Source organism: Caballeronia glebae, from assembly GCF_001545035.1.
GTDB classification, from domain to species: Bacteria; Pseudomonadota; Gammaproteobacteria; order Burkholderiales; family Burkholderiaceae; genus Caballeronia; species Caballeronia glebae.
Genome location: NZ_FCOJ02000040.1, coordinates 32452 through 57984, shown reverse-complemented (window position 1 = coordinate 57984; position 25533 = coordinate 32452). Strand labels below are relative to the sequence as shown.

Below are 25533 nucleotides of genomic sequence, written 5' to 3'. Positions count from 1 at the left end.
CACGCAAAGTGCTGCCCCGCCCCGTGCGCGATCGGAAGAAGTCCCGTTAGGGACGCCCGAAGGAAATCACTTGGGGACCGTGGCGCCCACCGTGAGCGCGAGACGCGCTCGATGCACGGTGCATCGCGACAACGCGGCCAGGCAGGCGTCGATTCGAGGGGCGCCAGGGTGTAATCTGAGTTCCGCCTGAGAATCCGCGCGACTCGTGACGCGCGGACCGGCTCTTCAGCCAGTTTGGCCCGTGAGCGCGATCGCGATTGATGCCCGCATCCCCGCCACCGCAGGACGACTCTGGAAAAGACGAACGATGGAAAACCATCAAGCTTCTCATGCGTACGCGCCGCGTATCTATTTCATCGATCCCCTGCTCGTCGGCCCGCTCGCGAACTGGCCCGCACAGTTCGAGCACGCGGCCGGGCTCGGCTTCGATCACGTCCTGATCGCCTCGCCGTTCGTGCCCGGCAGCAACGGGCATCGCGAGGCGATCGCGGATCATCATCGGCTGCATTCCGTCTTCGAATCGGATGCGAGCGCAGCCGTCGGCCTGCGCCAGCTCGCCGACGCCGCCAAGCAGCACAAGCTCACGATGCTCGTCGATATCGTGATCGACCGCGTGAGCGCCGAAGGCGGGCTCTACCAGGAGAACAAGCACTGGTTCCAGCCGTTCGAAAGCGCGGATGCGCGGCTCGATCCGCGCAAGCCGCCGCGTCAGCGCGATGTCGCCCGTGCGAACTTCGCCGATGGCGAGGCCGCGGATCATCTGACCGGATGGTGGGCGCGCGAGCTGAACCTGCTCGCCGACTCCGGCGTCGGCGGTTTTCGCTTCGATTCGCCGCACGCTGTGCCCGCGCACGTTTGGCGCAGGCTCGGCGCGGCGGTGCGCGAGAAGCATCCGGAGACGCGCTGGCTCGCCTGGACCGTCGGCGTCACGCGTCATGATCTGCACGGTCTCGCCGATGCCGGGTTCGACGCCGTGTTCGCCTCGACGCGCTGGTGGGACTTCAAAAGCGCCTGGCTCTTCGACGAGCACGCGGCGCTGTCGCACATCGCATCGCCGATCGCGCTTCCGGAAGACCCGTTCGGCGCGCGGCTCATCAGCGATCTCTCGGACACGAGCGACACCGCGCTCGTCGAACGCGCGTACACGCGCGTGCTCGACACCGCGGCCGCGCTCGGCACCGGCATCATGGTGCCGATGGGCTTCGAATACGGCGTCGGCCTGCCGATGTCGCCGCAATACGGCATTGCGGCCGAGTACGAGCGTGCGAAGAACGAGAAGCGCATCGACCTCACGGCGCGCGTCAGGCGTGCGAATGAGTTGCAGCACAACGTCGGCACGCTTGCGAGCGTGGGCGAATTGCGCGCGCTGACCGGCGCGGGCACGCCTTACGCCGCGCTCATTCGCGCGGATGGCGGCGATCTGCGCCACAGCAACGACGCCGTGCTCACCTTGATCAATCCCGATCTCGTCGCGCCCGTGCACGTCGATACGCTGCATCTGCTCGAATCGGTGCCGGGCAACTACACGCGCTTCGCGCTCATCGACGATGCGATGGGCAAGCCCGAGCGCCTCGAACCCTTCATGCTCAAGGCGGGCGAAGTGCGCCTCTATCGCGCGGAGGCCGAGCCGTTCATTCTGCTCGCGCAGCCGCAGGTCAAGCGCGGCGCGAAAGCCGCCGACAAGAAATCCGTTGCCGAGGCGATCGCCGCGCCGCGCGTGTCGATCGAAAGCGTGACGCCTTCGGTCGATCACGGACGCTTCCCGGCGAAGCGCATCGTCGGCGAGGCGGTGGAGATTCAGGCCGCGATCTTCGCGGAAGGGCACGACAAGATCGCGGCCGCCGTGCAATGGCGCGCCGCCGACGAAACCGGCTGGCACGAAGCGCCAATGAGCGCCGTGCAGCCCGCCGGCCTCGATCTGTGGAGCGCGCGCATTCCGCTCGAACGCGTGGGCCGCCATGAGTTCGTCGTGATGGCGTGGCGCGACGATTACGCGTCGCTCGTCGATCACATGCAGAAGAAGCTGAAGGCCGGGCAGACGGTGGAACTCGAAGTCGAGGAAGCGAAGCATCTGTTCGCGCTGATCCTCGCCGAAGTGAAGACCGCCGACGATCCCGACAGCGACAGCGCCGCGCTCGACGCGATCGTGAAGGAATTCACGAAAGCGAACGACGCGCGCAAGCTCGAACTCGTGCTCGCGAGCGCGACCGCGAAGGCCGTTGCAGCGGCGCGGCATCGGCCGTTCCTGTCGCGCGATCCGGTCGTGTATCGCGTCGATTCGGAACGCGCCGCCGCGCGCTTCGCGAGCTGGTACGAGATCTTCCCGCGTTCGATGAGCGACGACGTGAATCGTCACGGCACGTTTATCGACGTGATCGGCAAGATGCCGCGCATTCGCGAGATGGGCTTCGACGTGCTCTATTTCCCGCCGATTCATCCGATCGGCATCGCGAACCGCAAGGGCAAAAACAATTCGCTGACCGCGCAGCCGGGCGATGTCGGCAGCCCGTATGCGATCGGCGGCAAGGAAGGCGGCCATACCGCCGTGCATCCGGAACTCGGCAATCTCGACGACTTCAAGGGCATGCTCGAAGCCGCGCATGAACATGGGCTCGAAATCGCGCTCGACTTCGCGGTGCAATGCTCGCCGGATCATCCGTGGCTCGGCGAGCATCCGACGTGGTTCGCATGGCGTCCCGACGGCACGCTGCGCTATGCCGAAAATCCGCCGAAGAAGTATCAGGACATCGTCAACCCGGACTTCTACGCGCAGGACGCGAAGCCCGAATTGTGGGTCGCGCTGCGCGACGTGTTCCTGCACTGGATCGCGGCGGGCGTGCGCATTTTCCGCGTCGATAACCCGCATACGAAGCCCTTCCCGTTCTGGGAATGGGTGATCGGCGACGTGCGCGCGCGCCATCCCGACGTGATCTTCCTCGCCGAAGCGTTCACGCGGCCGCGCGTGATGAATCGTCTCGCGAAGCTCGGTTTCTCGCAGTCGTACACGTACTTCACGTGGCGCGAGAGCAAGCGCGATTTCATCGAGTACATGCACGATCTCACGCAGACCGACGCGAAGGAATTCTTCCGCCCTAACTTCTTCGTGAATACGCCCGACATCAATCCGCGCTTCTTGCAAAGCTCCGGGCGGCCGGGCTTCGTGATTCGCGCGGCATTGGCGGCGACGTTGTCGGGATTGTGGGGCGTGTATAGCGGCTTCGAACTGTGCGAATCCGCCGCGCTGCCCAACAGCGAGGAGTATTTGAACTCCGAGAAGTACGAATTGAGGGCGTGGGACTGGAACCGGCCCGGCAACATCGTGACCGAGATCACGGCGCTCAACCGCATCCGCCGCGCGAATCCCGCGTTGCAAACGCATTTGGGCATCAACTTCCTGCCCGCGCATAACGATCACATCCTGTTCTTCGAGAAGGCGAACGCATCCCGCGACAACGTCGTGCTCGTCGCGATCAATCTCGATCCGTTCAACGAGCAAGGCGCGGATATCGAATTGCCGTGGCAGACGCTCGAACGCTGGGGCGTGCACGAGTGGGACGCGGTCGCGGTCGAAGATCAAGTGACGGGCGAGAAATTCGAATGGCGCGGGCGGCGTCAGCATGTACGGCTCAATCCGCATTCGCTGCCCTTCGCGATCTGGCGCATATCGCCGACATGGGGCTTGCCGAAGCCGCAGCCTTCCGACGCAGGATGAATTCGCGGCAACGAACGAAAGCACAGCGATAACAAGGGCGAATAGCCAGGGCATTTGCCCATAAAGGACATTGGAGCGAAACGTGGATACAAGCGTGAAGCGCAACAAGAAAGCCTCGATTCTCAGCGACGATCCGCTCTGGTACAAAGACGCGATCATCTATCAGGTTCACATCAAGTCGTTCTTCGATGCGAACAACGACGGCATCGGCGATTTTCCCGGCCTGCTCGCGAAGCTCGACTACATCGCGGAGCTGGGCGTCGACGCGATCTGGCTGCTGCCGTTCTATCCATCGCCGCGCCGCGACGACGGCTACGACATCGCCGATTACCGCAACGTGCATCCTGACTACGGCACGATCGCGGATGTGAAGCGCTTCATTCAGGAAGCGCACGCGCGCGGCATACGCGTGATCACCGAGCTGGTCATCAATCACACGTCGGATCAGCATCCGTGGTTTCAGCGCGCACGCCACGCGAAACCGGGATCGAATCATCGCAACTACTACGTGTGGTCCGACACGGACAAGAAGTATGAAGAGACGCGGATCATCTTCATCGACTCGGAGCCTTCGAACTGGACGCACGATCCGGTCGCGGGCCAGTACTACTGGCACCGCTTCTATGCGCACCAGCCCGACCTGAACTTCGACAATCCCGCGGTCCTCAAGGAAGTGCTCTCCGTGATGCGCTTCTGGCTCGACATGGGTATCGACGGGCTGCGGCTGGACGCGGTGCCGTATCTCGTCGAACGCGAAGGCACGAACAACGAGAACCTGCCCGAGACGCACGCGATCCTGAAGAAAATTCGCGCGACCATCGAAGCGGAGTATCCGAATCGCATGCTGCTCGCGGAAGCGAATCAGTGGCCGGAAGACGTGAAGGAATATTTCGGCGACGAAGACGAGTGCCACATGGCGTTCCACTTCCCGCTGATGCCGCGCATCTACATGTCGATTGCGAGCGAGGACCGCTTTCCGATCACCGACATCATGCGGCAGACGCCTGACCTCGGCGTCACGAATCAATGGGCGATCTTCCTGCGCAATCACGACGAGCTCACGCTCGAAATGGTCACGGACTCCGAGCGCGATTATCTGTGGAACACGTATGCGAGCGATCGCCGCGCGCGCCTGAATCTCGGCATTCGCCGGCGTCTCGCGCCGTTGATGGAACGTGACCGCCGCCGCATCGAGCTGATCAATTCGCTGCTGCTGTCGATGCCCGGCACGCCCGTCATCTATTACGGCGACGAGCTCGGCATGGGCGACAACATCCACCTCGGCGATCGCGACGGCGTGCGCACGCCGATGCAATGGTCGTCCGACCGCAATGGCGGTTTCTCGCGCGCCGATCCGGAACAACTCGTGTTGCCGCCCGTGATGGGCTCGCTCTACGGTTACGACGCCGTGAACGTCGAATCGCAAAGCCGCGATCCGCATTCGCTGCTGAACTGGACGCGCAAGATGCTCGCGGTGCGCCGCTCGAAGCATGCTTTCGGACGCGGCACGATTCGCTTCCTGCGGCCGGCGAACCGCAAGATCCTCGCGTATCTGCGCGAACTCGAAGGCGAACCACCGATTCTTTGCGTGGCCAATCTTTCGCGCGCGCCGCAAGCGGTGGAACTCGACCTGTCGGAATTCGACGGCTCGGTCCCGCTCGAAATGACCGCCGACTCGCCTTTCCCTGCCATCGGCAAGCTCACGTATTTGCTGACGTTCCCGCCCTACGGCTTCCTGTGGTTCCAGCTTTGCCCCGGCAACATGCGGCCCGCGTGGGCGCCGGCGCCGTCGGAGCAGTTGCCCGAATTCGTCACGATGGTGATTCGCGCGGGTCAGACCGGGCCGACGCCGGAGAACGTGCGCCTGCTCGAATCCGAGGTGCTGCCGAATTATCTGAGCAAGCGGCGCTGGTTCGCATCGAAGGATCAGAAGCTGAATGCGGTGCGCCTCGCCGCGCTGACGACGATCGAAGGCGCGGGCTTCGCGTTCACCGAAATCGAAGCCGATGTCGGCGATCATTGCGAGCGTTACGTGCTGCCGCTGTCCATCGCGTGGGGCACGGAGACGACCTCGCCGCTCTACATGCAGCTCGCGCTGGCGCGCGTGCGGCGCAACCGCAACATCGGGCATCTGACCGATGCGTTCGCGGTGCCGCAATTCACGTACGGCGTGATGCGCAAGCTCAAGGAACGCGCGGTCGTGCCGACGGTGCAAAAGAGCGAGATCCGCTTCATTCCGACCGAACGGCTTAACGAGCTCAATTACTATCCCGCCGATCTTCCCGAGATCCGCTGGCTCGCGGCCGAACAGAGCAACAGCTCGCTCGTGATCGGCGACAAGGTCGTGCTGAAGCTGGTGCGGCGCGTCGTCGGCGGCATTCATCCGGAAGCGGAAATGAGCCGCTATCTGACGAAGCTGGGCTATGCGAACACCGGCCCGCTCTACGGCGAAGTCGTGCGCGTCGATCCGCAGGGCGTGCCGCATACGCTCGTGATCCTGCAGGGCTTCATCGACAATCAGGGCGATGCGTGGAACTACGCGCTCGATTATCTGCGCCGCATCGTCGATGAACTCGCGGTCGCGCTGGAGCCCGAAGAGCATTCGCAGGAACGCGATGCGCAAGTGGAAGGCCTGGCGGGTTACGGCAATATCGCGGGCATCATCGGCAAGCGGTTGGGCGAACTGCATGTCGCGCTCGCATCGCCGACCGACGAGGAAGCGTTCTCGCCGCAGCGCGCGACCGCCGAGGACGTCAACGGCTGGATCGACGGCACGCTCAAGCTGCTCGAATCGGCGCTCGACATCCTTGCGAAGAAGATCGGCGAGTTCAACGAGCACGACCGTTTCCTCGCGCAAAGCCTGCTCGACCGGCGCGAACTGCTCGTCGACACCGTGAAGCAACTCGTCGCGCCCGATGCGGATGCGCTGTGCATCCGCATTCACGGCGACTTCCATCTGGGCCAGGTGCTGATGGCGCAAGGCGATGCGTATCTCATCGACTTCGAAGGCGAGCCCGCGCGCGCGCTCGACGAACGCCGCAGGAAGACGAGCCCGCTGCGCGACGTCGCGGGCCTGCTGCGATCGCTGTCGTATGCAAGCGCGGCGGCGCAATCGACGACCGAGAACGCGCCCGCGCAGACGGCGGATCGCAAGCGCGCGCTTTTCGAACGGTTGCGCGCGTTCGCCGAGGAGAGCTTCTTGCGGCAGTACACGGAGGCGATCGCGGCGTCGCCCGAAACCATCGCTGCCGAAGGCGTGTTTCAGCCGTTGCTCGATCTCTTCCTGATCGAGAAGGCCGCTTATGAAATCCGCTACGAAGCAGCGAACCGGCCGACCTGGATCGGCCTTCCGTTGCGGGGCCTCGCGTCGCTCGCGAGCCGTTTGCTGGGAGACACGGGCGAGCCGCCCGCTCCGGGCTCGCGCCCCGTGTTCGGAGCAACCAAGGACAATCCGGATGGAACTCACCATGAACAATCGTAGCGATCCGGCGGATACCAGGAATCCGGCGCACGGCCTGAATCCACTCGACATCGACGCACTCGTCGAGGCCCGGCATCCCGATCCGTTCTCGATGCTCGGCCTGCATGAAACCGATCTGGGACACGTCGTGCGCGTGTTCCTGCCGGGATCGTCGTCGGTAAGCGTTTCGGATGCCGGCAGCGGCGAGCATCTCGGCTCGCTCGCGCGCATCCACGAGGCGGGGCTTTACGCGGGCTTCGTCGCGAGGCCGGCGGCGTATCGTCTGCAGATCGACTGGCACGGCACGCCGCAAGAAGCGCACGACACGTACTCGTTCGGCCCGGTGCTCACCGACGACTGGCTCGCGCGCCTCTCGCAGGCCGACCCGTATGCGGTGCTCGAATGCCTCGGTTCGCGGCCGGTCACGCACGGCAATGTCGCGGGCGCGCGCTTCGCGGTGTGGGCGCCGAATGCACGGCGCGTGTCGGTGGTCGGCGACTTCAACACGTGGGATGGCCGGCGTCATCCGATGCGACTGCGTCATGGTTCGGGCGTCTGGGAACTGTTCATTCCGGGCATCGGCGCGGGCACGCGCTACAAGTACGAGATCGTCACGCGCGACGGTCACACGCTGCCGCTCAAGGCCGATCCCTGCGCGATGCAGAGCGAGAAGCCGCCGTCGACGGCATCGGTCGTCGCGGATGCGGATGCGATCGATCACTACGCCTGGACCGATGCCGAATGGATGGCCGCGCGCGGCGGCAAACAAACGCCGCAATCGCCGATCACCATTTACGAAGCACATGCCGAGTCGTGGCTGCGCGTGCCCGAAGACGCGAACCGCGGCATGAACTGGCACGAGCTTGCCGAGCGCCTGATTCCGTATGCGAAGGGCATGGGCTTCACGCACCTCGAATTCATGCCGATCGCGGAGCATCCGTTCGGCGGCTCGTGGGGTTATCAGCCGCTCGGGCAGTTCGCGCCGTCCGCGCGCTTCGGCACGCCGGAGCAGTTCGCGGAGTTCGTGAATCGCGCGCATGAGGCGGGACTCGGCGTGATCATCGACTGGGTGCCGGCGCACTTTCCGAACGACGCGCACGGCCTCGTGCAATTCGACGGCACGCCGCTTTACGAACATGCGGACCCGCGCGAAGGCTATCACCAGGACTGGAACACGATGATCTACAACCTCGGCCGCAACGAGGTTAGCGCGTTCCTGATCGCATCGGGGCTGGCGTGGCTGAAGCGTTATCACGTCGATGGATTGCGTGTCGATGCGGTCGCGTCGATGCTTTATCGCGACTATTCGCGCAAGGCCGGCGAATGGGTGCCGAACATTCATGGCGGCCGTGAGAATCTCGAATCGATTGCGTTCCTGAAGCGGTTGAATCATGAAGTGCGGCATATCCCCGGTATTCCCGGCGCGATCACCATCGCGGAGGAATCGACTGCGTGGCCGGGCGTGACGGCGGACGTCGAGAGCGGCGGCCTCGGCTTCGACTTCAAATGGAACATGGGCTGGATGCACGATACGCTGCATTACATGCAGGAAGATCCGGTGTATCGGCAGTATCACCATCATCTCTATACGTTCGGGATGGTGTATGCGTATTCCGAGCGCTTCGTGCTGCCCTTGTCGCACGATGAAGTGGTGCACGGCAAGGGATCGCTCATCAACAAGATGCCGGGCGACCGGTGGCAGAAGTTTGCCAATCTGCGCGCATATTTCGGCTTTATGTGGACGCATCCGGGCAAGAAGCTCTTGTTCATGGGCGGAGAGTTCGGGCAGTTCGCGGAGTTCAATCACGATGAATCGCCGCATTGGCATTTGCTCGACGATTCGTTGCATGGCGGATTGCAGAAGCTCGTGCGCGATCTGAATTTGCTTTATACGAGCGAGCCTGCGTTGCACAAGTTAGATAGCGATGCGCGCGGCTTCGAATGGATCGTCGGCGATGACAATGCGAATAGCGTCTATGCGTATCGCCGCACGGATGCCGAGGGGCGCGATCTCGTCGTGTTGTGCAATATGACGCCGGTGCCGAGGCTGGCTTACCGTATCGGGCTGCCGCGGCGCGGGCGCTGGAGCGAGGTGTTCAATTCGGACGCTTCGATTTACGGCGGATCGAATATAGGCAATGGCGGCGTTATTCATACGGATGACTATCCGAGTCACGGAAGGGAGCAGTCGGCGGCGTTGACGTTGCCTCCGTTGGCGACCATCGTGCTGCGGGCGGATTGATGTTTGCTTGATCAGGTCTGGGCTTTTCCGAAAGCCCAGACCAACAACGCGCACCATCGAACAGACAAACCGAACGACATAACAAGCAACAAAGCAAAGGCATAGACTTGCCCGACCGTCGAACCGAGAAAGCCAAAACACCGGAGGACCGGCCATATGGCAAATGCACTTCCCGACAAGTTGCTCCCGGGCGCATCCTATCCGCTCGGAGCCAACTGGGACGGGCTGGGTGTCAACTTCGCGGTATTCTCATCGAACGCGCACCGCATCGAGGTATGTCTCTTCGACAGCACCGGCCGCAAGGAACTGATGCGCTTCGATCTGCCCGAGTGCACCGATGAAATCTGGCACGGCTATCTGCCCGGCGCGCACCCCGGCACCGTCTACGGATTTCGTGCGCACGGTCCGTATCAGCCGCAGCAAGGGCATCGCTTCAATCCGCACAAGTTGCTGCTCGATCCCTACGCGAAGAAACTCGTCGGCCCCTGGCGCTGGTCGGATGCGCTCTTCGGCTATCGCGTGCATTCGAACCGCCTCGACATGTCGATGGATCGCCGCGACTCCGCGCCCGCGATGCCGAAATGCATCGTCACCGACGACGCCTTCGACTGGTCGCGCGACGTGCGCCCCGACACGCCCTGGGGCGAAACCATCGTCTACGAAACGCATGTGCGCGGTACGTCGATGCAGCGTCACGACATCCGCCAGCACGAACGCGGCACGTTCGCGGCGCTCTCGTCGCCGTGGTTCATCGAGCATCTGCAGAAGCTCGGCATCACCGCCGTCGAATTCCTGCCGGTCCACGCGTTTCTCAACGACCGCTTTCTCGTCGAACGCAGTCTCAGGAATTACTGGGGCTACAACACCGCCGCGTTCTTCGCGCCGGAGCCGTCTTATCTGTCGACACATCGGCTCAACGAAATGCGCATCGCCGTGCGTCAGTTGCACGCGGCGGGCATCGAAGTATTTCTCGACGTCGTCTACAACCACACGTGCGAAGGCAACGAACTCGGGCCGACCGTCTCGTGGCGCGGCCTCGACAACGCAAGCTATTACCGCCTGATTCCCGGCGACGAGCGTCACTACATCAACGAAACCGGCTGCGGCAATACGGTGAATCTGTCGCATCCGCGCGTGCTGCAAATGGTGATGGACTCGCTGCGCTACTGGAGCACCGCGTTCAACATCGACGGCTTCCGCTTCGATCTCGGCGTGACGCTCGGCCGCGAAGGTCACGGTTTCGATCCGGGCTCGGGCTTCTTCGATGCGGTCCGCCAGGACCCGGTTCTCTCCACGCGCAAGCTCATCTCCGAGCCGTGGGACATCGGGCCGGACGGCTATCAGGTCGGCAATCATCCGCCGGGTTTCGCGGAATGGAACGACAAGTATCGCGATGGCGTGCGACGTTTCTGGCGCGGCGATGCGGGCATGCGCCCCGATCTCGCCGCGCGTCTCACAGGTTCCGCCGAGCTTTTCAACCGGCGTTTCAGGAAGCCGTGGGCGTCGGTGAACTTCGTCGCGTCACACGACGGCTTCACACTCGCGGATGTCACCGCCTATTCGCACAAGCACAACGAAGCGAATCAGGAGGGTAACAACGACGGCCACAACGAAAATTGCAGCGCGAACTGGGGCGTGGAAGGCCCGACCGACGATCCCGCGATTCTCGAAGTGCGCGCCCGTGTCGCCCGCTCGATGATGGCGACGACGCTGCTCTCGCTCGGCACGCCGATGCTGCTCGGCGGCGACGAATTCGGCCGCACGCAGCAGGGCAACAATAATGCCTATTGCCAGGACAACGAGATTTCGTGGATGAACTGGGACGCGGCGCAAAGTCCCGCGGGCGTCGAGATGACGGAGTTTGTCGCGAGAGTTATTGCACTGCGCAAAAACTACCCGGTGTTGCGCGAAACGCGCTTCCTTTACGGCGATCTCGAAGTCCTTCCGGGCCTCTACGACGTGAGCTGGTTCGATGAACGCGGCAACGCGCTCGCGATCGAAGCATGGCAGGACCCGGAAGGCCGCGCGCTCACGCTGCGGCGCGCGGGGCCGGGCGTGGACGGCGAGATCGACGTGCTCCTGCTCATGTTCAACGCATCGTCGCAATCGCTCGTGTTCGCGCCGCCCGCGCCGCACTTGGAATGGAACGTGCTCCTGGATAGCGCAGAGCCCGATTCCGTGACGCGGCCGCTCGTCGGCAGCGAGATAGAAGTGGCCGCGCACAGCATCGTGGTGATGCTGGCCGAGCCGACCGGCGATGCCGACTGGCAGGCGGTCTGGATGGCGGGCGCGCATCAGGGGCCGCGTCTTTTGACGGCGCTGCCGCCCGATCCCGGCACGATGCCCTCGCATCGCGATTCCGAAATCGATTCGCCTCATTGACACTCACAGGCCATCGCGGCACAACAGGCAGGAAATCATGTCCGAACGTCCGATCGATCCGCACAAGCATCATCATGCGTATTGCCTTCCCTTCGGCGCTCATCTGACGGGCGCCGTGCGTGAGAATCCGCGCACGCGCTTTCGTTTCTGGGCGCCATCGCGCGATGCCGTGCAAGTGGAAATCCAGCGCGCGGGCGGCGCGCCCGAGCTCATCGACATGCAGCCGACCGGCGACGGCTGGTACGAGGCCGAAGCCGATGGCGGCGCGGGCACGTTGTATCGCTATCGGCTGGACGCCGATCTCGCGGTGCCCGATCCCGCGTCGCGTTTTCAGCCGCAGGACGTACATGGTCCGAGCGAAGTCGTCGATCCGCGCGCGTATCGCTGGACGCACACGAACTGGCACGGGCGGCCGTGGGAAGAAACCGTGCTTTATGAGCTGCACGTCGGCGCGATGGGCGGTTTCGCGGGCGTCACCGCGCGCCTGCCCGAGCTCGCGCAACTCGGCGTGACGGCCATCGAACTGATGCCGCTCAACGACTTTTGCGGCACGCGCAACTGGGGCTACGATGGCGTGCTGCCCTACGCGCCCGACTCCGCGTATGGCCGCCCCGAGGATCTGAAGAAGCTCGTCGACACCGCGCACGGTCTCGGGCTGATGGTTTTTCTCGATGTCGTCTATAACCACTTCGGCCCGGACGGAAATTATCTGCACGCGTATGCGAAAAGCTTTTTCCGCGAAGGCGTAGATACGCCGTGGGGCCCGGCGATCGACTTCGAGCGGCCGCAAGTGCGCGATTTCTTCTTCGACAATGCCCTGTATTGGCTCAACGAATATCGTTTCGATGGCCTGCGCCTCGACGCAGTGCATGCGATCAACGACGACGAATGGCTGCGCGAACTGGCGCAGCGCATTCGCGGTTCGGTCGAGGCGAGCCGTCACGTGCATCTCGTGCTGGAGAACGAGCACAACACGGCGAATCTGCTGGAAACGCATTTCGACGCGCAATGGAACGACGACGCGCACAATACCCTGCACGTTCTGCTGACCGGCGAGGACGAGAGCTACTACGGCGCGTATTGCGACAAGCCCATCGAAAAGCTCGCGCGCATTCTGGGCGAAGGCTTCGCGTATCAGGGCGATCCGTCGCCGATCCACGATGGCAAACCGCGCGGCGAACCGAGCGCGCACCTGCCGCCCACGCGCTTCGTGACGTTCCTGCAGAACCACGACCAGGTCGGCAATCGCGCAATGGGCGATCGCCTGCGCTCGTTGACCGACGACGAATCGCTCTTCGCCGCGACCGGTCTTCTGCTGCTTTCGCCGCAGATTCCGCTGCTGTTCATGGAAGAGCAATATGGCTCGAAGCAGCCGTTCCTCTTCTTCACCGACTATCACGATCAACTCGCCGATGCCGTGCGCGAGGGCCGTCGCAAGGAGTTCGCGAAGTTCTCCGCGTTCACCGACGAAAAACGCCGCGCGCAGATTCCCGATCCGAACGACAAGAAGACCTTCGAGATGTCGTCGCCGAATATTGCCGACAAGCAGGACGAAGAAGACAGGCTCGAATGGCTGCATTTCTATCGCTCGGCGCTCACGGTGCGCGCGAAGCTCGTCACGCCGCGTCTGAAGGGCGCGAAAGCGCTCGGCGCGGACGTGCTCGGCGACAAGGCGCTCGTCGCGCGCTGGAAGCTCGGCGACGGCGAGACGCTGACCGTCGCGCTCAATCTCGGCGATACGGGCGTCGCGCTCAAGGACACGCCGCCGGGCAAGATCGTCTTCGAGACGCCGGCGCGCGCGCAGGATCGCGCGCGTGACGGCGAGCTTGGCGGCCGCACATTCCTCGCCTGGCTCACCGGCGCCGTGAACGAGTACGCGATCGCGCACGACGCGCGCCGCTTCGAGCCGGCATCGGCCGAAGGAAAAGTCTCGTGAGCGCCGCGACCAAAACGAACTCGACGGGCGCCGCGCGTCCCGTAAGCAGCATCGAGGCGCTCGCGCAACGCGCGGGCTTCGAGATCGAATGGCAGGACGCGCACAAGGCCACGCAACGCGTGCCGGAAACGACGCTGCGCATTCTCCTCGAAAAGCTCGGCCTGCCGTGCGGGAACGCCACGCAGATCAAACAAAGCATGGCCGCCGTCGATGCCGAAATGAGCGGGCGCAAGCTGCCGCCGCTCATCACGGCCGAAGTGGATCGCGGTATCGCGCTGCCGGTGTCGGCGGCGAAACAGGGCGCGCGCTATCGCATCGAACTGGAAAGCGGCGAAGTGATCGACGGGCGCTTCACGTCGCCCAAAGGCGAGACCGCCCTGCTCTCGCCGATCGCGGAGCCGGGCTATCACACGCTCGTCATCAACGACCATCGCACGACGCTCGCGGTTGCGCCCGCGCGCTGCTACACGATCGACGACGCGTGGCGCACGCTCGACGAAGATGCGTCGAACGCGCCGCCGCTGTGGGGCGTCGCGGCGCAAGTGTACGGTTTGCGACGCAACGGCGACGGCGGCATTGGCGACTTCACCGCGCTCGCATCGCTCACGACGCAAGCCGCCAAGTGCGGCGGACATGCCGTCGCGATCAGCCCAATGCACGCGATGTTCAGCGCCGAGCCGAACAAGTTCAGCCCGTATTCGCCGTCGTCGCGGCTCTTTCTGAACATCGCGCATATCGATCCGGCCGCGGTGCTCGGCGCGCCCGCGGCGCGCGCGGCGATCGACAAAGCGGGCGTTGCGAAGGAACTCACCGAACTCGAAGGACTCACGCTGATCGACTGGCCGCGCGCCTCGAAAGCACGTCTCGCGATTCTGCGCGCGCTCTTCGATACGTTCTCCGAAGACCGCGATTCGCCCTTCGCGAAGGACTTCGCCGCATTCGTCGATGAAGGCGGACGTCCGCTCGAAGACCATGCGCGCTTCGAAGCGCTGCAGGCCGCGCAGATCGCCGAAAACCGCGAAGGCCACTGGCGCAACTGGCCCGAAGCGTTGCGCGATCCGCGCAGCGACGCGGTACGCGAATTCGCCGCCGCCAATCGCCGCGAAGTCGACTTCTATCTCTTCACGCAATGGCTCGCCGCGAAGGGCCTCACGCACGCGCAACACGCCGCGCGTGATGCGGGCATGGCCGTCGGGCTCGTCGCGGACCTGGCTGTCGGTTGCGACAGCGCGGGCAGCCACGCATGGTCGTATCGCGAGGAAATGCTCACGGGCGTGTCGGTCGGCGCGCCGCCGGATCTCTTCAATCAGGCCGGACAATCGTGGGGACTCACGACATTTTCGCCGCGCGCGATGCGCACGCAAGGCTTCGCCGCGTTCATCGACATGTTGCGTTGCGCCTTCAAATGCGCGGGCGGCATCCGCATCGATCACATTCTCGGCTTGCGCCGGCTCTGGCTCGTGCCCGAGGGCGAAAGCGCGAAAGACGGCGCGTATCTGCGCTATCCGCTGGAAGATCTGCTGCGGCTTATCGCGCTCGAATCGTGGCGGCATCGCGCGATCGTGGTCGGCGAGGATCTCGGCACCGTGCCGCCCGGATTTACGGAGCGCCTGCAGGAGCACGGCTTGCTTGGCATTCGCGTGCTGTGGTTCGAGCGCGAAGTGGACGGCCCGGGCTTCAAGCCGCCGCGCGAATGGGACAGCGGCGTCACCGCGACGACCACCACGCACGATCTGCCGACCGTCACCGGATGGTGGCGCGGCGAGGACATCGTGTGGCGCTCGAAGATCGGCCAGACGATGGCGCGTGCCGATGGCCGCGACCCCGTCGAAGCGGCGCTCGAAGAGCGCGGCGAAGATCGCGGGCATCTGTGGCGCGCGTTTCAGGACGCGGGCATCGCGCCGGATGACGTGGACGCGCCCGATATCGACAACGCGCCGGTAGACGAGGCGCTCGCGTTCGTCGCCGCGACGCCCGCGCCGCTCGTCACCTATCCGCTCGAAGACCTGCTCGCGCTCGCGGAACAGCCGAATCTGCCCGGCTCGATCGACGAGCATCCGAACTGGCGAAGGCGCATGACAAGGCCCGTCGACGAACTGTTTCTCGACGATGCCTTCGCCGACCGCCTGCTCGCCGTCGATGCCGCGCGCAAGCGCTCCGTGCAACCGAACGAATCCTTATCGAAACCCGAAACACCATGACCGTACCGCGTTCCACGCTTAGGCTCCAGCTTCACAAGGGCTTCACTTTCGACGACGCCGCCGCGCTCGTGGACTACTTCGCGCAGCTCGGCGTGAGCCACGCGTATGTGTCGCCGATCACGACCGCGACCGCCGGCTCCACGCACGGCTATGACGTCGTGGACTACACGGTGGTCAATCCCGAGCTGGGCGGCGAGGACGGCTTGCGGCGCTTCGTCGAAAAGTTGCGCGCGCACGAGTTGGGGCTCATCGTCGATATCGTGCCGAATCACATGGGCGTGGGCGGCTCGGAAAACGCGTGGTGGCAAGACATCCTCGAATGGGGCCGGCACGCCGCGCATGCGCGCTTTTTCGATGTCGACTGGCATTCGCCGGATCCCGCTTTGCGCGGCAAGGTGCTCGCGCCGTTTCTCGGCGCACCCTACGGCGACGAGTTGCAGGGCGGCAAGATCAGGCTCGCGTATCGCGCGGATGAAGGACGCTTCGTCATCGAGTATTACTCGAATGTGTTTCCGGTCTGCCCGGTCGATTACCCCGCCGTGCTTCAGGAAGCGCCCGAACTCGCGCAACGCTTCGTCGGCCTCACGACGCAGCCCGCCGATCAGCCGCGCGCCGCCGATGCGCGCACCGCGCTCGTCACCATCGCGCAAACCGAAGGCGGCCAGGCCGCGATCCAGGCGATCCTCGCCGCGCATTCGCCGGATACGCCCGCGGGCCGCGACCGCTTGCATCGGCTGCTGGAACGTCAGCACTATCGCCTCGCATGGTGGCGCACCGCCGCGGACGAAGTGAACTGGCGGCGCTTCTTCGACGTGAGCACGCTCGGCGGCGTGCGCGTCGAGCGGCCGGAGGTGTTCGAGGCATCGCATGCGCTCGTCTTCAGGCTCTTCACGGAAGGCCTGATCGATGGCGTGAGAGTCGATCACGTCGATGGTCTCGCCGAACCGCGCGAGTATTGTCAGCGGCTGCGCGCGCGTCTCGAAGAGTTATCGGCCGAGCGGCCCGAGGCGTTGCGGCATGGCAATGGGCGCACGTATTTCGTCGTCGAAAAGATACTCGCGCGCGGCGAGCCGTTGCGCCGCGACTGGCAGGTCGATGGCACGACCGGCTACGACTTCATGAACGACGTCGGCGCGCTGCTGCACGATCCGGCGGGCGCGCAACCGCTTGCGGCGCTTTGGGCCGAGATCACGGGCGCGAGCGCATGTTTCGCCGACGAAGCGCTCGCCGCGCGCCGCAAGATACTCGCCGAGAATCTGTCGGCCGAACTGGATCGCGTGTCGCGCGCACTGCATCGCATCGCACGCGACGCGCAGACCACGCGCGATTTCGCGTTCACGTCGATCAGACGCGTGGTCGCGGAGCTGGTCGTGCAATTCCCGGTGTATCGCGTCTATCCCGTGGGCGGCGTGCGCAGCCCCGAGGATGAGCACTTCTTCGCGCAGGCGCTCGAAGCCGCGCGTGCCGTGCTCTCGCGCGCGGATCATGTCGTGCTCGATCAGGTGGCGCAATGGCTCGGCGGCAAGCTGCCCGATGAATTGCCGCAGCCCGAGCGAAGCGAACGCAACGAGCGCGGCGAACGCGGCGAACGTGCGGAACGTGGCCGGGATCGCGCGACGGAGCGCAATCGCGAGCGTGACCGCAATCAGGTGCAAACGAGTCAGATTCCGCCCTCGTCGAGCGGCTCGCAGCGTCGCGCGGCGCAGACGCTGTTCTCGCAACTGACATCGCCGGTAGCGGCGAAGGCCGTCGAGGATACGGCGTGCTATCGCTATGGACGCCTCATCTCGCGCAATGAAGTCGGCGCGGACCCGGGCGAGTTCGCGTTGTCCGTCGATGCGTTTCACGCGTGCAATCGCGAACGCCTCGATGCGTTCCCGCATGCGATGCTCGGCACGGCGACGCACGATCACAAGCGCGGAGAGGACGTGCGCGCGCGCATCGCGGCGTTGAGCGAAATCCCCGGCGAATGGGCCTCGACGCTCAGGCAATGGTCCACGTTGAACACGCCATTGCGACGCGGCCCAAGCGGAGGACACGGCGAAACCAGCGACATCGACGATTGGGCGCCGGGACCGGCTGCGGAAGCGATGCTGTATCAGACGCTCGTCGGGTGCTGGCCGACCACACTCGCCCCCGATGACGAAGCCGGCGTCCACGCGCTCGCCGAACGTGTCGCGGGATGGCAACTGAAGGCGCTGCGCGAGGCGAAGACGCGCACGAGCTGGTTCGCGCCCGACGAAGCCTATGAGACTGCGTGCAGGGACTTTCTGTTCGATATCGTCGCGCCGCAGCGGCGCAACGGGTTTCTGGAGGAGTTGTCCGCGTTCGTCGCGCGCCTTGGGCCGCTCGGCGCGATCAACAGCTTTCAGCAGACGCTTTTACGGCTCACGTCGCCTGGCGTGCCGGATCTTTATCAAGGCACGGAGCTGTGGGACTTCAGTCTCGTCGATCCGGACAATCGTCGACCCGTCGACTATGAATTGCGTCGCAAGTGGCTTGCGGAAATCGAAGAGCAAGGGCCGCCTTCGGAGCAGTTGGCGAACTGGCGCGACGGACGCGTGAAGCTCGCGCTCGTGCGGCGCGCATTGGCGTTGCGCAAGCATTGCGAGTCGTTATTTGCTCAGGGCGAGTACATGCCGCTCGAAGTGCAAGGCGAGCATGCGGGGCGGGTGATCGCGTACGCGCGCCATGCGGGAAGCGCTTTTGCGATCGCCATCGCGACGCGGCTCGCGGCGCCGCTGCTCGATGCGCAGCGAGATGTGCCGCTCGTCGAGCCCGAGCGTTGGGGCGATACGTCGATCGTGTTGCCCGAGGCGCTGCATTCGCGGGCGTTGTTCGACTGGCTGAGCCCGAATGCGCCGAAGGCTGAAGGAGCGCGATTGTTTCTACGCGATGCGCTTGCGGTTATGCCGGTGGCTTTGCTGGTTGAAGAGGGAGTGCCGACGGCGTGAGGGCGTTGGCTCCGTTCTCTTGTGCTTCTATGGAATCCTGTATTCGTGTTGGTTCACTAGGACTGCCCCTGCGCGGGGCAGTCTCTTGGAAAACAGGAATCTGTCTCTCATCCTTATCACGTATCGCTCGGATTGCCGTGGGCATGAGCGTCATCCCGCTAAACGAACTTGGACTTCGATCCGACAACCAGTCCTCGCGGGGAAACGGTGCCTGCGTGAGTGCGACGAGCATCAGAACCTGGTGTCGTAAGCACCTCGCCGCACGTTGCCGTAAGAGGGCGTCATAAGAGGCTGCATGAAAAGCGTTTTGCCTTACGCAACCTACGTCCGACGATAGGCACCACTCGCTCGTCCACCTTACGCGACATTTCGATATTTCTTGAAATATCGAATTCGATGCGCTATCGTTGGGAACATGGACTCCAAACTCGTCGTTCGCGCGCTCGGCGCGCTCGCTCATGAATCGCGCCTCGCGATCTTCCGGACGCTTGTCGTAGCCGGCCCCGAGGGGATGGCCGCAGGTGAAATTGCGCAGCATGTTGGACTCGCGCCGTCGAGCCTCTCTTTTCATTTAAAGGACCTCTCTCATGCCGAACTCGTCAGCGCGCGGCAAGAGGGCCGCTTCGTCTACTACTCGGCCAACTTCGAGGCCATGAACGGACTCATCGGTTTCATGACGGAGAACTGCTGCGCGGGCGCGCCTTGCGCGGCAAGCGACCCGTCCAACTGTTGCGGAGATAAATCGTGAAGCGCATCCACATCCACGTGTCGGTTCAGGATCTCAACGAAAGCGCGCGGTTCTACCGCGCCTTGTTTGGCAACGTCGAGCCCACGGTGAGCAAGCCCGACTACTGCAAATGGGAACTAGCCGACCCAGCGGTGAACTTTGCGATCTCGCAGCGTGGCGCGCCGCTCGGTGTCGACCACATTGGCATTCAGGTCGAGGGTGCGGACGAACTCGCTGAGATGAACGCGCGATTCGCATCGGCTCGTCTGCCTGTTCAGGTTCAAGACGATACAACCTGCTGCTACGCACGATCGGAAAAGGCATGGACGGTCGATCCGCAAGGCGTTGCTTGGGAGACGTTCCATACACTCGAATCCGCACCCGTGTACGGCAAGTCCCATGACCGATCGGCCGAAGCGACCGCCTGTTGTTCGCCCACTGAATCCGCCGTGACCTTGCAGAGGCGTTCGTGAGCAACAAACCGTATTCAATTTTGATCCTATGCACAGGCAACAGCGCGGGCAGCCATCCGCCGGGTACGGTGAACCCGTTCGCCATCGAACGGTGCAAGGCCCTCGGTTACGACGTGTCGCAGATGCGCAGCAAAAGCTGGGATGAGTTCGCGACGCCCGAAGCGCCCCAGATGGACTTCGTCATCACAGTGTGTGATCAAGCGGCCGGGGAAAGCTGTCCGCTGTGGCCGGGCAAGCCGATGACCGCGCATTGGGGATTTCAGAACCCCGCCGCGTTCGAGGGCACCGATGAAGAAAAACGGGCGTTCTTCAACAAGATCTATCGGCAGATCATGAATCGTGTGAGCCAGTTCGTGAACCTGCCTTTGCACGTACTGAACCGCAATTCAGTCCAGCATGAGATGCGCGTGATCGGCAACCGGCCAGCAGAGGGAACGAATGAGCAGCACTGACGCGCAACCTGGTGCAACCGGTCCCGCCATCGGTTTCTTCGAGCGTTATTTGACCGTCTGGGTGGCCCTGTGCATCGTCGCGGGCGTGCTGCTCGGTCAGTTACTGCCCGGTGTATTTCAGGCCATCGGGCGCATGGAAGTAGCACACGTCAACCTGCCCGTCGGGCTGCTGATCTGGGTGATGATTATTCCCATGCTGGTCAAGATCGACTTCGCGGCCATGACGCAAGTGAAGGGCCAATGGCGCGGCATTGGGGTGACGCTGTTCGTCAACTGGCTGGTCAAGCCGTTTTCAATGGCGCTGCTCGGTTGGGTTTTCATCAGGCATGTTTTCGCGGCATGGTTGCCTTCTGATCAGCTGGACAGCTACATCGCAGGGCTGATCCTGCTCGCTGCCGCACCGTGTACGGCGATGGTGTTCGTATGGTCCCAACTTTGCAAAGGCGACCCGTACTTCACACTGTCACAGGTCGCACTGAACGACTCCATCATGATTGTCGCGTTCGCGCCGCTGGTCGCGCTGCTGCTCGGCCTGTCGGCGATCACCGTGCCGTGGGACACCCTCATCACGTCGGTCTGTTTGTACATCATCATTCCGGTGGCGCTCGCGCAATTGCTGCGCCGATACTTGATGTCAGGCGGTGAGGCCCGTTTCCGCAAGGCTGTAGCACGGTTAGGCCCGTACTCCATTAGTGCGCTACTCGCGACGCTCATCCTCCTGTTTGCGTTTCAAGGCGAAGCCATCGTGCAGCAGCCGCTGGTAATTGCCATGCTCGCGGTGCCAATCCTCATTCAGGTGTTTGTGAACTCGGGACTCGCCTATGTCCTGAACCGGCGGCTCGGCGTCGCGCATTGCGTTGCAGGACCGTCGAGCCTCATCGGTGCGAGTAACTTCTTCGAACTGGCCGTTGCGACCGCCATCAGCCTGTTCGGATTCCATTCGGGGGCAGCACTTGCCACGGTCGTCGGCGTACTGATCGAGGTGCCTGTGATGCTGCTCGTCGTGGGCGTCGTCAACCGTTCGCAGGCGTGGTACGAGCAAAAGCACACGATCAATCAACGCAGGATGGGAGGCGCGTGATGAGCCTGACCGACCTTCCGAACATCAGTGTGCCGCACCTTGACACTCCCGACCTCAAGAAGCTAGACCCCGCCAGCATATCGAGTCATGCGCCGCGTATCCTGCTGCTATATGGCTCGCTGAGGTCGACGTCATACAGCCGACTACTGACACTCGAAGCCGAACGCATATTGAGGCATTTCGGCGCCGATACGCGCGTCTTCGATCCTCATGGTCTGCCAATTGTCGATAGCGTCGGCCCAGATGATCCAAGGGTCGTCGAGCTTCGCAAACTGTCTGAATGGTCGGAGGGTCAGGTGTGGTGCAGCCCCGAGCGTCACGGGACCCTTACGGCAGTGTTCAAGAATCAGATCGACTGGCTTCCGCTCGAAAGCGGTGGCGTTCGTCCCACGCAGGGCCGCACGCTCGCCGTCATGCAGGTGTGCGGTGGCTCGCAGTCATTTAACGCGGTCAACGCGCTGCGCGTGCTTGGACGTTGGATGCGCATGGTGACAATCCCGAACCAGTCGTCGGTTGCGAAGGCTTATCAGGAGTTCGACACAGACGGCCGCATGAAGCCTTCCTCCTATTACGATCGCATGGTCGATGTGATGGAAGAGCTCGTCAAGTTCACTCTGCTCGTTCGCGATCGCTCGGACTACCTGACGGACCGTTACAGCGAGCGAAAGGAAGCCCATGCCGAACTTGCTACCTCACTGGCTTCAGCTGCGATGGATCACGAGAACAATGCCAACGCGGACACCGACAGCGGCGAGACCGAGTGACGAACGGCGTGAAAACCTCGCAACATGAATACTGGCAGCAGCGCAGCTCGTATCGCGGGGTTCCGTCACGTGCCGATGGAGACTTCGCTCGTCCTCTTGCGCTTCTATGGAATCCTAGATTCGTGTCGGCTTTATGAGACCGGCACGAATACGGAATCTCGCGAAAAAGAAACGATCAATCCGCTTCCTCAAGCGCCTCTTCCCTTGGATAGACCCGCACCAACACGATCCTCGGTCCATTCATCTTCTTGACGACGATATCGAACCGGTCGAACCCGACCCGTTGCCCTTCGCTAGGCAAATCGCCCAGCGCATTGATGACAAGTCCGCCGACCGACTCCGCGCGCCCTTCGTCGATATCGATCCCTAGCGCGCGTTCCAGCGAAACAACCGGCAAGCTGCCCTTGCCCATCAACGTGCCGTCGTCCATGCGCGACCAATCGGCATCGCCCTGACGAAACTCGTCGTGAATCTGACCGACGAGCGCGCCGAGAAGGTTATCGAGCGTGATGAAGCCGATGGGCTTCGCGCCCTTGCGCCCGACGATCGCGAGACGCGGCGCGCCCTTGCGAAAACGTCGGAACAATTCGAGCGCCGACAGATTCGGCGCGACATACTGCACAGGCCGCACATAGCGCGAGAGCTTGTCGGTCTTCGCGGCGACATCTTTCGAGAAGCTGAAGTTGAAGCCGCGCGCGCCGCCATCGCCCGAGAGCAGCAGGTCCTTCAAATGGATCATGCCGATCACGCGCTCGCCCGATGCATCGGCGAACAGCGGATAGCGCGAAAAACGATGCCGCGCGATCACGGCGAGGTTATCGCGCATCGGCAGATCGTTGCGCAAGCCGACGAGTTCGTGCGCCGGACGCATCAGGTCAGAAACCGTCATGCGGCTGAAATCGAGCGAATGCGCGATCGTGTTCCACTCATCCTCGTTATACGAAGAGGCGCCGCCAAGCCGGCGTCCGCGCAAGATGAGCTTGAGTTCGTAGGTGGAGTAATGCGCGTCGTGACCGTGTTCGCCCGAAATGCCGAAGAGACGCAGCACGAAGTTCGCGCTCGAGTTGAGCACCCAGATGAACGGGTACATCAGCCAGTAGAAGCCGTAGAGCGGCGTGGCAAGCCACAGGCCAACCTGCTCCGCGCGACGGATGGCCCACGACTTCGGCGCCAGTTCGCCGACCACGATATGCAAAAACGAAATGACCGTGAACGCGAAGAAGAGCGAAATCGTGTCGATCAGCTTCTCCGACTCGACCCCGAACAGCGTGAAGAGCGGATGCAGCAGCGAGGCGAACGCCGGCTCGCCGATCCAGCCGAGTCCGAGCGATGCCAGCGTGATGCCGAGCTGACAGGCGGACAGATAAGCGTCGAGCTGCCCGTGCACCTTCAGGAGCAGACGGCCGGGCAGGCCGTTGGTGCGCGCCATTGCCTTGACGCGCGTGGCCCGCAGCTTGACGAGCCCGAACTCCGCCGCGACGAAGAAGCCATTCAACGCGACGAGCAACAATGCGCCGATCAGCGCGACAACCTGAGCCAAAGCAACTCTCTTCGAAAGTGGAAAGCGTCAGTATATGGGCGACAGCTGATCGAAAGTCAATTTACATCCCCGCCACCGGCACGCGCACGGACAGCGTGACCTCGGCATTGTCGACGATGTCGCTATGCTCGAATGCGCCGCCATGCGCTTCCGACACGCGCTTGCACAACGCGAGGCCCCACGCGACACGTCCGCCTTCGCGCGGTTCGAGCGCCTGACGCCGCGCGAACGCTTCGAGCACGTGTGGCGACGCCGTATCGCCGAGTGCCTGCGCCGACGCCGTGAAATGCACGTCCGTGCGCCACATGCTGCCCTCGACGTCGCTCGACGCGCGCACGGTCGCGCCGGCGGGACTCGCTTCGGCGGCGAACGCGAGCATGAGCCAGAGCGCCTGCAGGAGACGCTCGGCATCGCCTTCGAGTTGTTCCTCCGCGAGCGGCGAATCGATATCGATCGTCACGCCACGGGCACGCGCGACGCCGGCACGTGCGAGCGCCGCGCTCTTTTCCAGAAGCGGACGCACCGCGACAGGCGCGAGCGCGACCTGCAGCGCCTTGGTCTCGGCGCGCGTCGTATCGATCGATTGTTCGATGAGCTTCACCTGCTGCTCCACGCCCGAGCGAATGCCCGCGAGCGCGCGCTGCGCGGCGGGATCGTTGGCGTCGACCTTGCGTTCGAGCACGTAGCCCCAGCTATGGATCGCGTTGAGCGGGCCGCGCAAATCGTGCGATACGACAGATAGCACGTGATCGCGCATGAAGAGCGCAGCCTCGGCCCGCAGATGCGCGATGCGATCGGCGGCGCCATTTTCGCTGTCCGACGCGCCCGCCGCCCGCGACACGATAAGCGTCACGCAATCCGGGCCCGGCAGCGCGATGATCGAGAAGGCGCGCGGCGCGTCGTCCTCGTCGAAGCTCACGTGCGCGCGACGCGTGCCGTTGCCCGCGAGCGCGGCATCGGCCACCTCGGCGAGCACGGCCGTGAGCGGACGGGGCAACGGCGTGTCGGCGAGTGCCCGGCCGGTCAGCGCGGCAGGATCGAGATCGAAGAGATGAGCGAGAACGGTGTCGGCGGAGAGGCATCGCTGGGCGGCGTCGAGCACCAGCACGCCGTCGTTTCCTGCGACGGCCGCATCGAAGGACTTGTCGCCTTCGGGCTCGACCGTACTGGAAAAAGACGTTGTCACGATTATGGGTCCTTGCGTGAATCGGTGTTGCGGTTGATGTCGCGAAAGCCGGATGCGTTGCGGCTGCATTGCGCGTTTGCCCTGAGGAATGGGGTGCGCGGATGAATCCCTTCAGGTCATTATATGTGAGCGCCTATGGCACATGCGGCAGCGGTGCGCTGCGCACTCCCGCGCCGTTCACAGCAATTTGCGTGCACGGACGCTTCGGGAGCATGCGCATCGGCGCGTGTTATTCGCCCGTTTTCGGTCCGCACGCGTGGGTCGATTCAAGAAAATATCGCATCACTATTAACTCGTTTTTTGAAAGCTTTCGTTCAATGCGAATCTTCAGAATCGGTCTGCAATACGCGATTTTTTTGGGGCTAGCCGAAGGTTCCGGGCGTAAGCCTGTCTATAGCATTGCACTCGTCGCCGCCGCGTGAC

General features: G+C 63.5%; 15 protein-coding genes. 13 read left to right on the top strand and 2 right to left on the bottom strand.

Annotated elements, in window-relative coordinates; genetic code table 11:
- Window positions 1-307: 307 nt before the first annotated feature.
- The 12 genes from AWB82_RS24300 to arsH all read left to right on the top strand — a co-directional run bounded on the left by AWB82_RS24300 (window position 308) and on the right by arsH (window position 22384).
- Window positions 308-3712: a maltotransferase domain-containing protein gene (locus AWB82_RS24300; RefSeq protein WP_086971775.1), complete on the top strand. Its 3405-nt coding sequence runs from the start codon at window positions 308-310 to the stop codon at window positions 3710-3712.
- A gap of 94 nt (window positions 3713-3806) precedes the next feature.
- Window positions 3807-7193 carry a maltose alpha-D-glucosyltransferase gene (gene treS / locus AWB82_RS24295; protein ID WP_096031457.1) on the top strand — a complete coding sequence of 1129 codons (3387 nt, stop codon included), beginning with the start codon at window positions 3807-3809 and terminating at the stop codon, window positions 7191-7193.
- A complete protein-coding gene (gene glgB, locus AWB82_RS24290) occupies window positions 7180-9414 on the top strand; it encodes a 1,4-alpha-glucan branching protein GlgB (protein ID WP_086971771.1) in 2235 nt (744 codons plus the stop codon). The genes treS and glgB overlap by 14 nt, the downstream gene beginning before the upstream one ends.
- Before the next feature lie 156 nt (window positions 9415-9570).
- Window positions 9571-11796 carry a glycogen debranching protein GlgX gene (gene glgX, locus AWB82_RS24285; RefSeq protein WP_086971769.1) on the top strand — a complete coding sequence of 742 codons (2226 nt, stop codon included), beginning with the start codon at window positions 9571-9573 and terminating at the stop codon, window positions 11794-11796.
- Window positions 11797-11833: 37 nt separating this feature from the next.
- On the top strand, window positions 11834-13732 hold the full coding sequence (treZ, locus tag AWB82_RS24280) for a malto-oligosyltrehalose trehalohydrolase (RefSeq protein WP_086971767.1): 1899 nt from the start codon (window positions 11834-11836) through the stop codon (window positions 13730-13732).
- Window positions 13729-15933: a 4-alpha-glucanotransferase gene (malQ, locus tag AWB82_RS24275; RefSeq protein WP_086971765.1), complete on the top strand. Its 2205-nt coding sequence runs from the start codon at window positions 13729-13731 to the stop codon at window positions 15931-15933. Before treZ ends, malQ begins: the two co-directional genes overlap by 4 nt.
- Window positions 15930-18887 (top strand): malto-oligosyltrehalose synthase, encoded by a 2958-nt coding sequence (gene treY, locus AWB82_RS24270; protein WP_086971763.1) that lies wholly within the window; start codon window positions 15930-15932, stop codon window positions 18885-18887. The genes malQ and treY overlap by 4 nt, the downstream gene beginning before the upstream one ends.
- A 415-nt stretch (window positions 18888-19302) precedes the next feature.
- Entirely contained in the window at window positions 19303-19635 is a 333-nt protein-coding gene (locus AWB82_RS24265; protein WP_086971762.1) for an ArsR/SmtB family transcription factor, read from the top strand.
- Window positions 19632-20087 (top strand): ArsI/CadI family heavy metal resistance metalloenzyme, encoded by a 456-nt coding sequence (locus AWB82_RS24260; RefSeq protein WP_086971760.1) that lies wholly within the window; start codon window positions 19632-19634, stop codon window positions 20085-20087. Before AWB82_RS24265 ends, AWB82_RS24260 begins: the two co-directional genes overlap by 4 nt.
- Window positions 20084-20539 carry an arsenate reductase ArsC gene (locus AWB82_RS24255; RefSeq protein WP_086971758.1) on the top strand — a complete coding sequence of 152 codons (456 nt, stop codon included), beginning with the start codon at window positions 20084-20086 and terminating at the stop codon, window positions 20537-20539. Before AWB82_RS24260 ends, AWB82_RS24255 begins: the two co-directional genes overlap by 4 nt.
- Window positions 20526-21620 carry an ACR3 family arsenite efflux transporter gene (gene arsB / locus AWB82_RS24250; RefSeq protein WP_086971757.1) on the top strand — a complete coding sequence of 365 codons (1095 nt, stop codon included), beginning with the start codon at window positions 20526-20528 and terminating at the stop codon, window positions 21618-21620. Before AWB82_RS24255 ends, arsB begins: the two co-directional genes overlap by 14 nt.
- Window positions 21620-22384, top strand: a complete 765-nt coding sequence (gene arsH / locus AWB82_RS24245; RefSeq protein WP_086971754.1) for an arsenical resistance protein ArsH — start codon at window positions 21620-21622, stop codon at window positions 22382-22384. Before arsB ends, arsH begins: the two co-directional genes overlap by 1 nt.
- Before the next feature lie 175 nt (window positions 22385-22559).
- Here arsH and AWB82_RS24240 read toward each other — a convergent pair whose 3' ends face one another.
- Complete coding sequence (locus AWB82_RS24240) at window positions 22560-23924, bottom strand: hemolysin family protein (protein ID WP_086971753.1); 1365 nt, start codon at window positions 23922-23924, stop codon at window positions 22560-22562.
- Window positions 23925-23985: 61 nt separating this feature from the next.
- Window positions 23986-25110 (bottom strand): sensor histidine kinase, encoded by a 1125-nt coding sequence (locus AWB82_RS24235; protein ID WP_327345406.1) that lies wholly within the window; start codon window positions 25108-25110, stop codon window positions 23986-23988.
- 101 nt (window positions 25111-25211) lie between these two features.
- On the opposite strand from AWB82_RS24235, the gene AWB82_RS37265 reads away from it, so the two are divergent.
- Window positions 25212-25532 (top strand): hypothetical protein, encoded by a 321-nt coding sequence (locus tag AWB82_RS37265; RefSeq protein WP_143756831.1) that lies wholly within the window; start codon window positions 25212-25214, stop codon window positions 25530-25532.
- Window position 25533 lies beyond the last annotated feature (1 nt).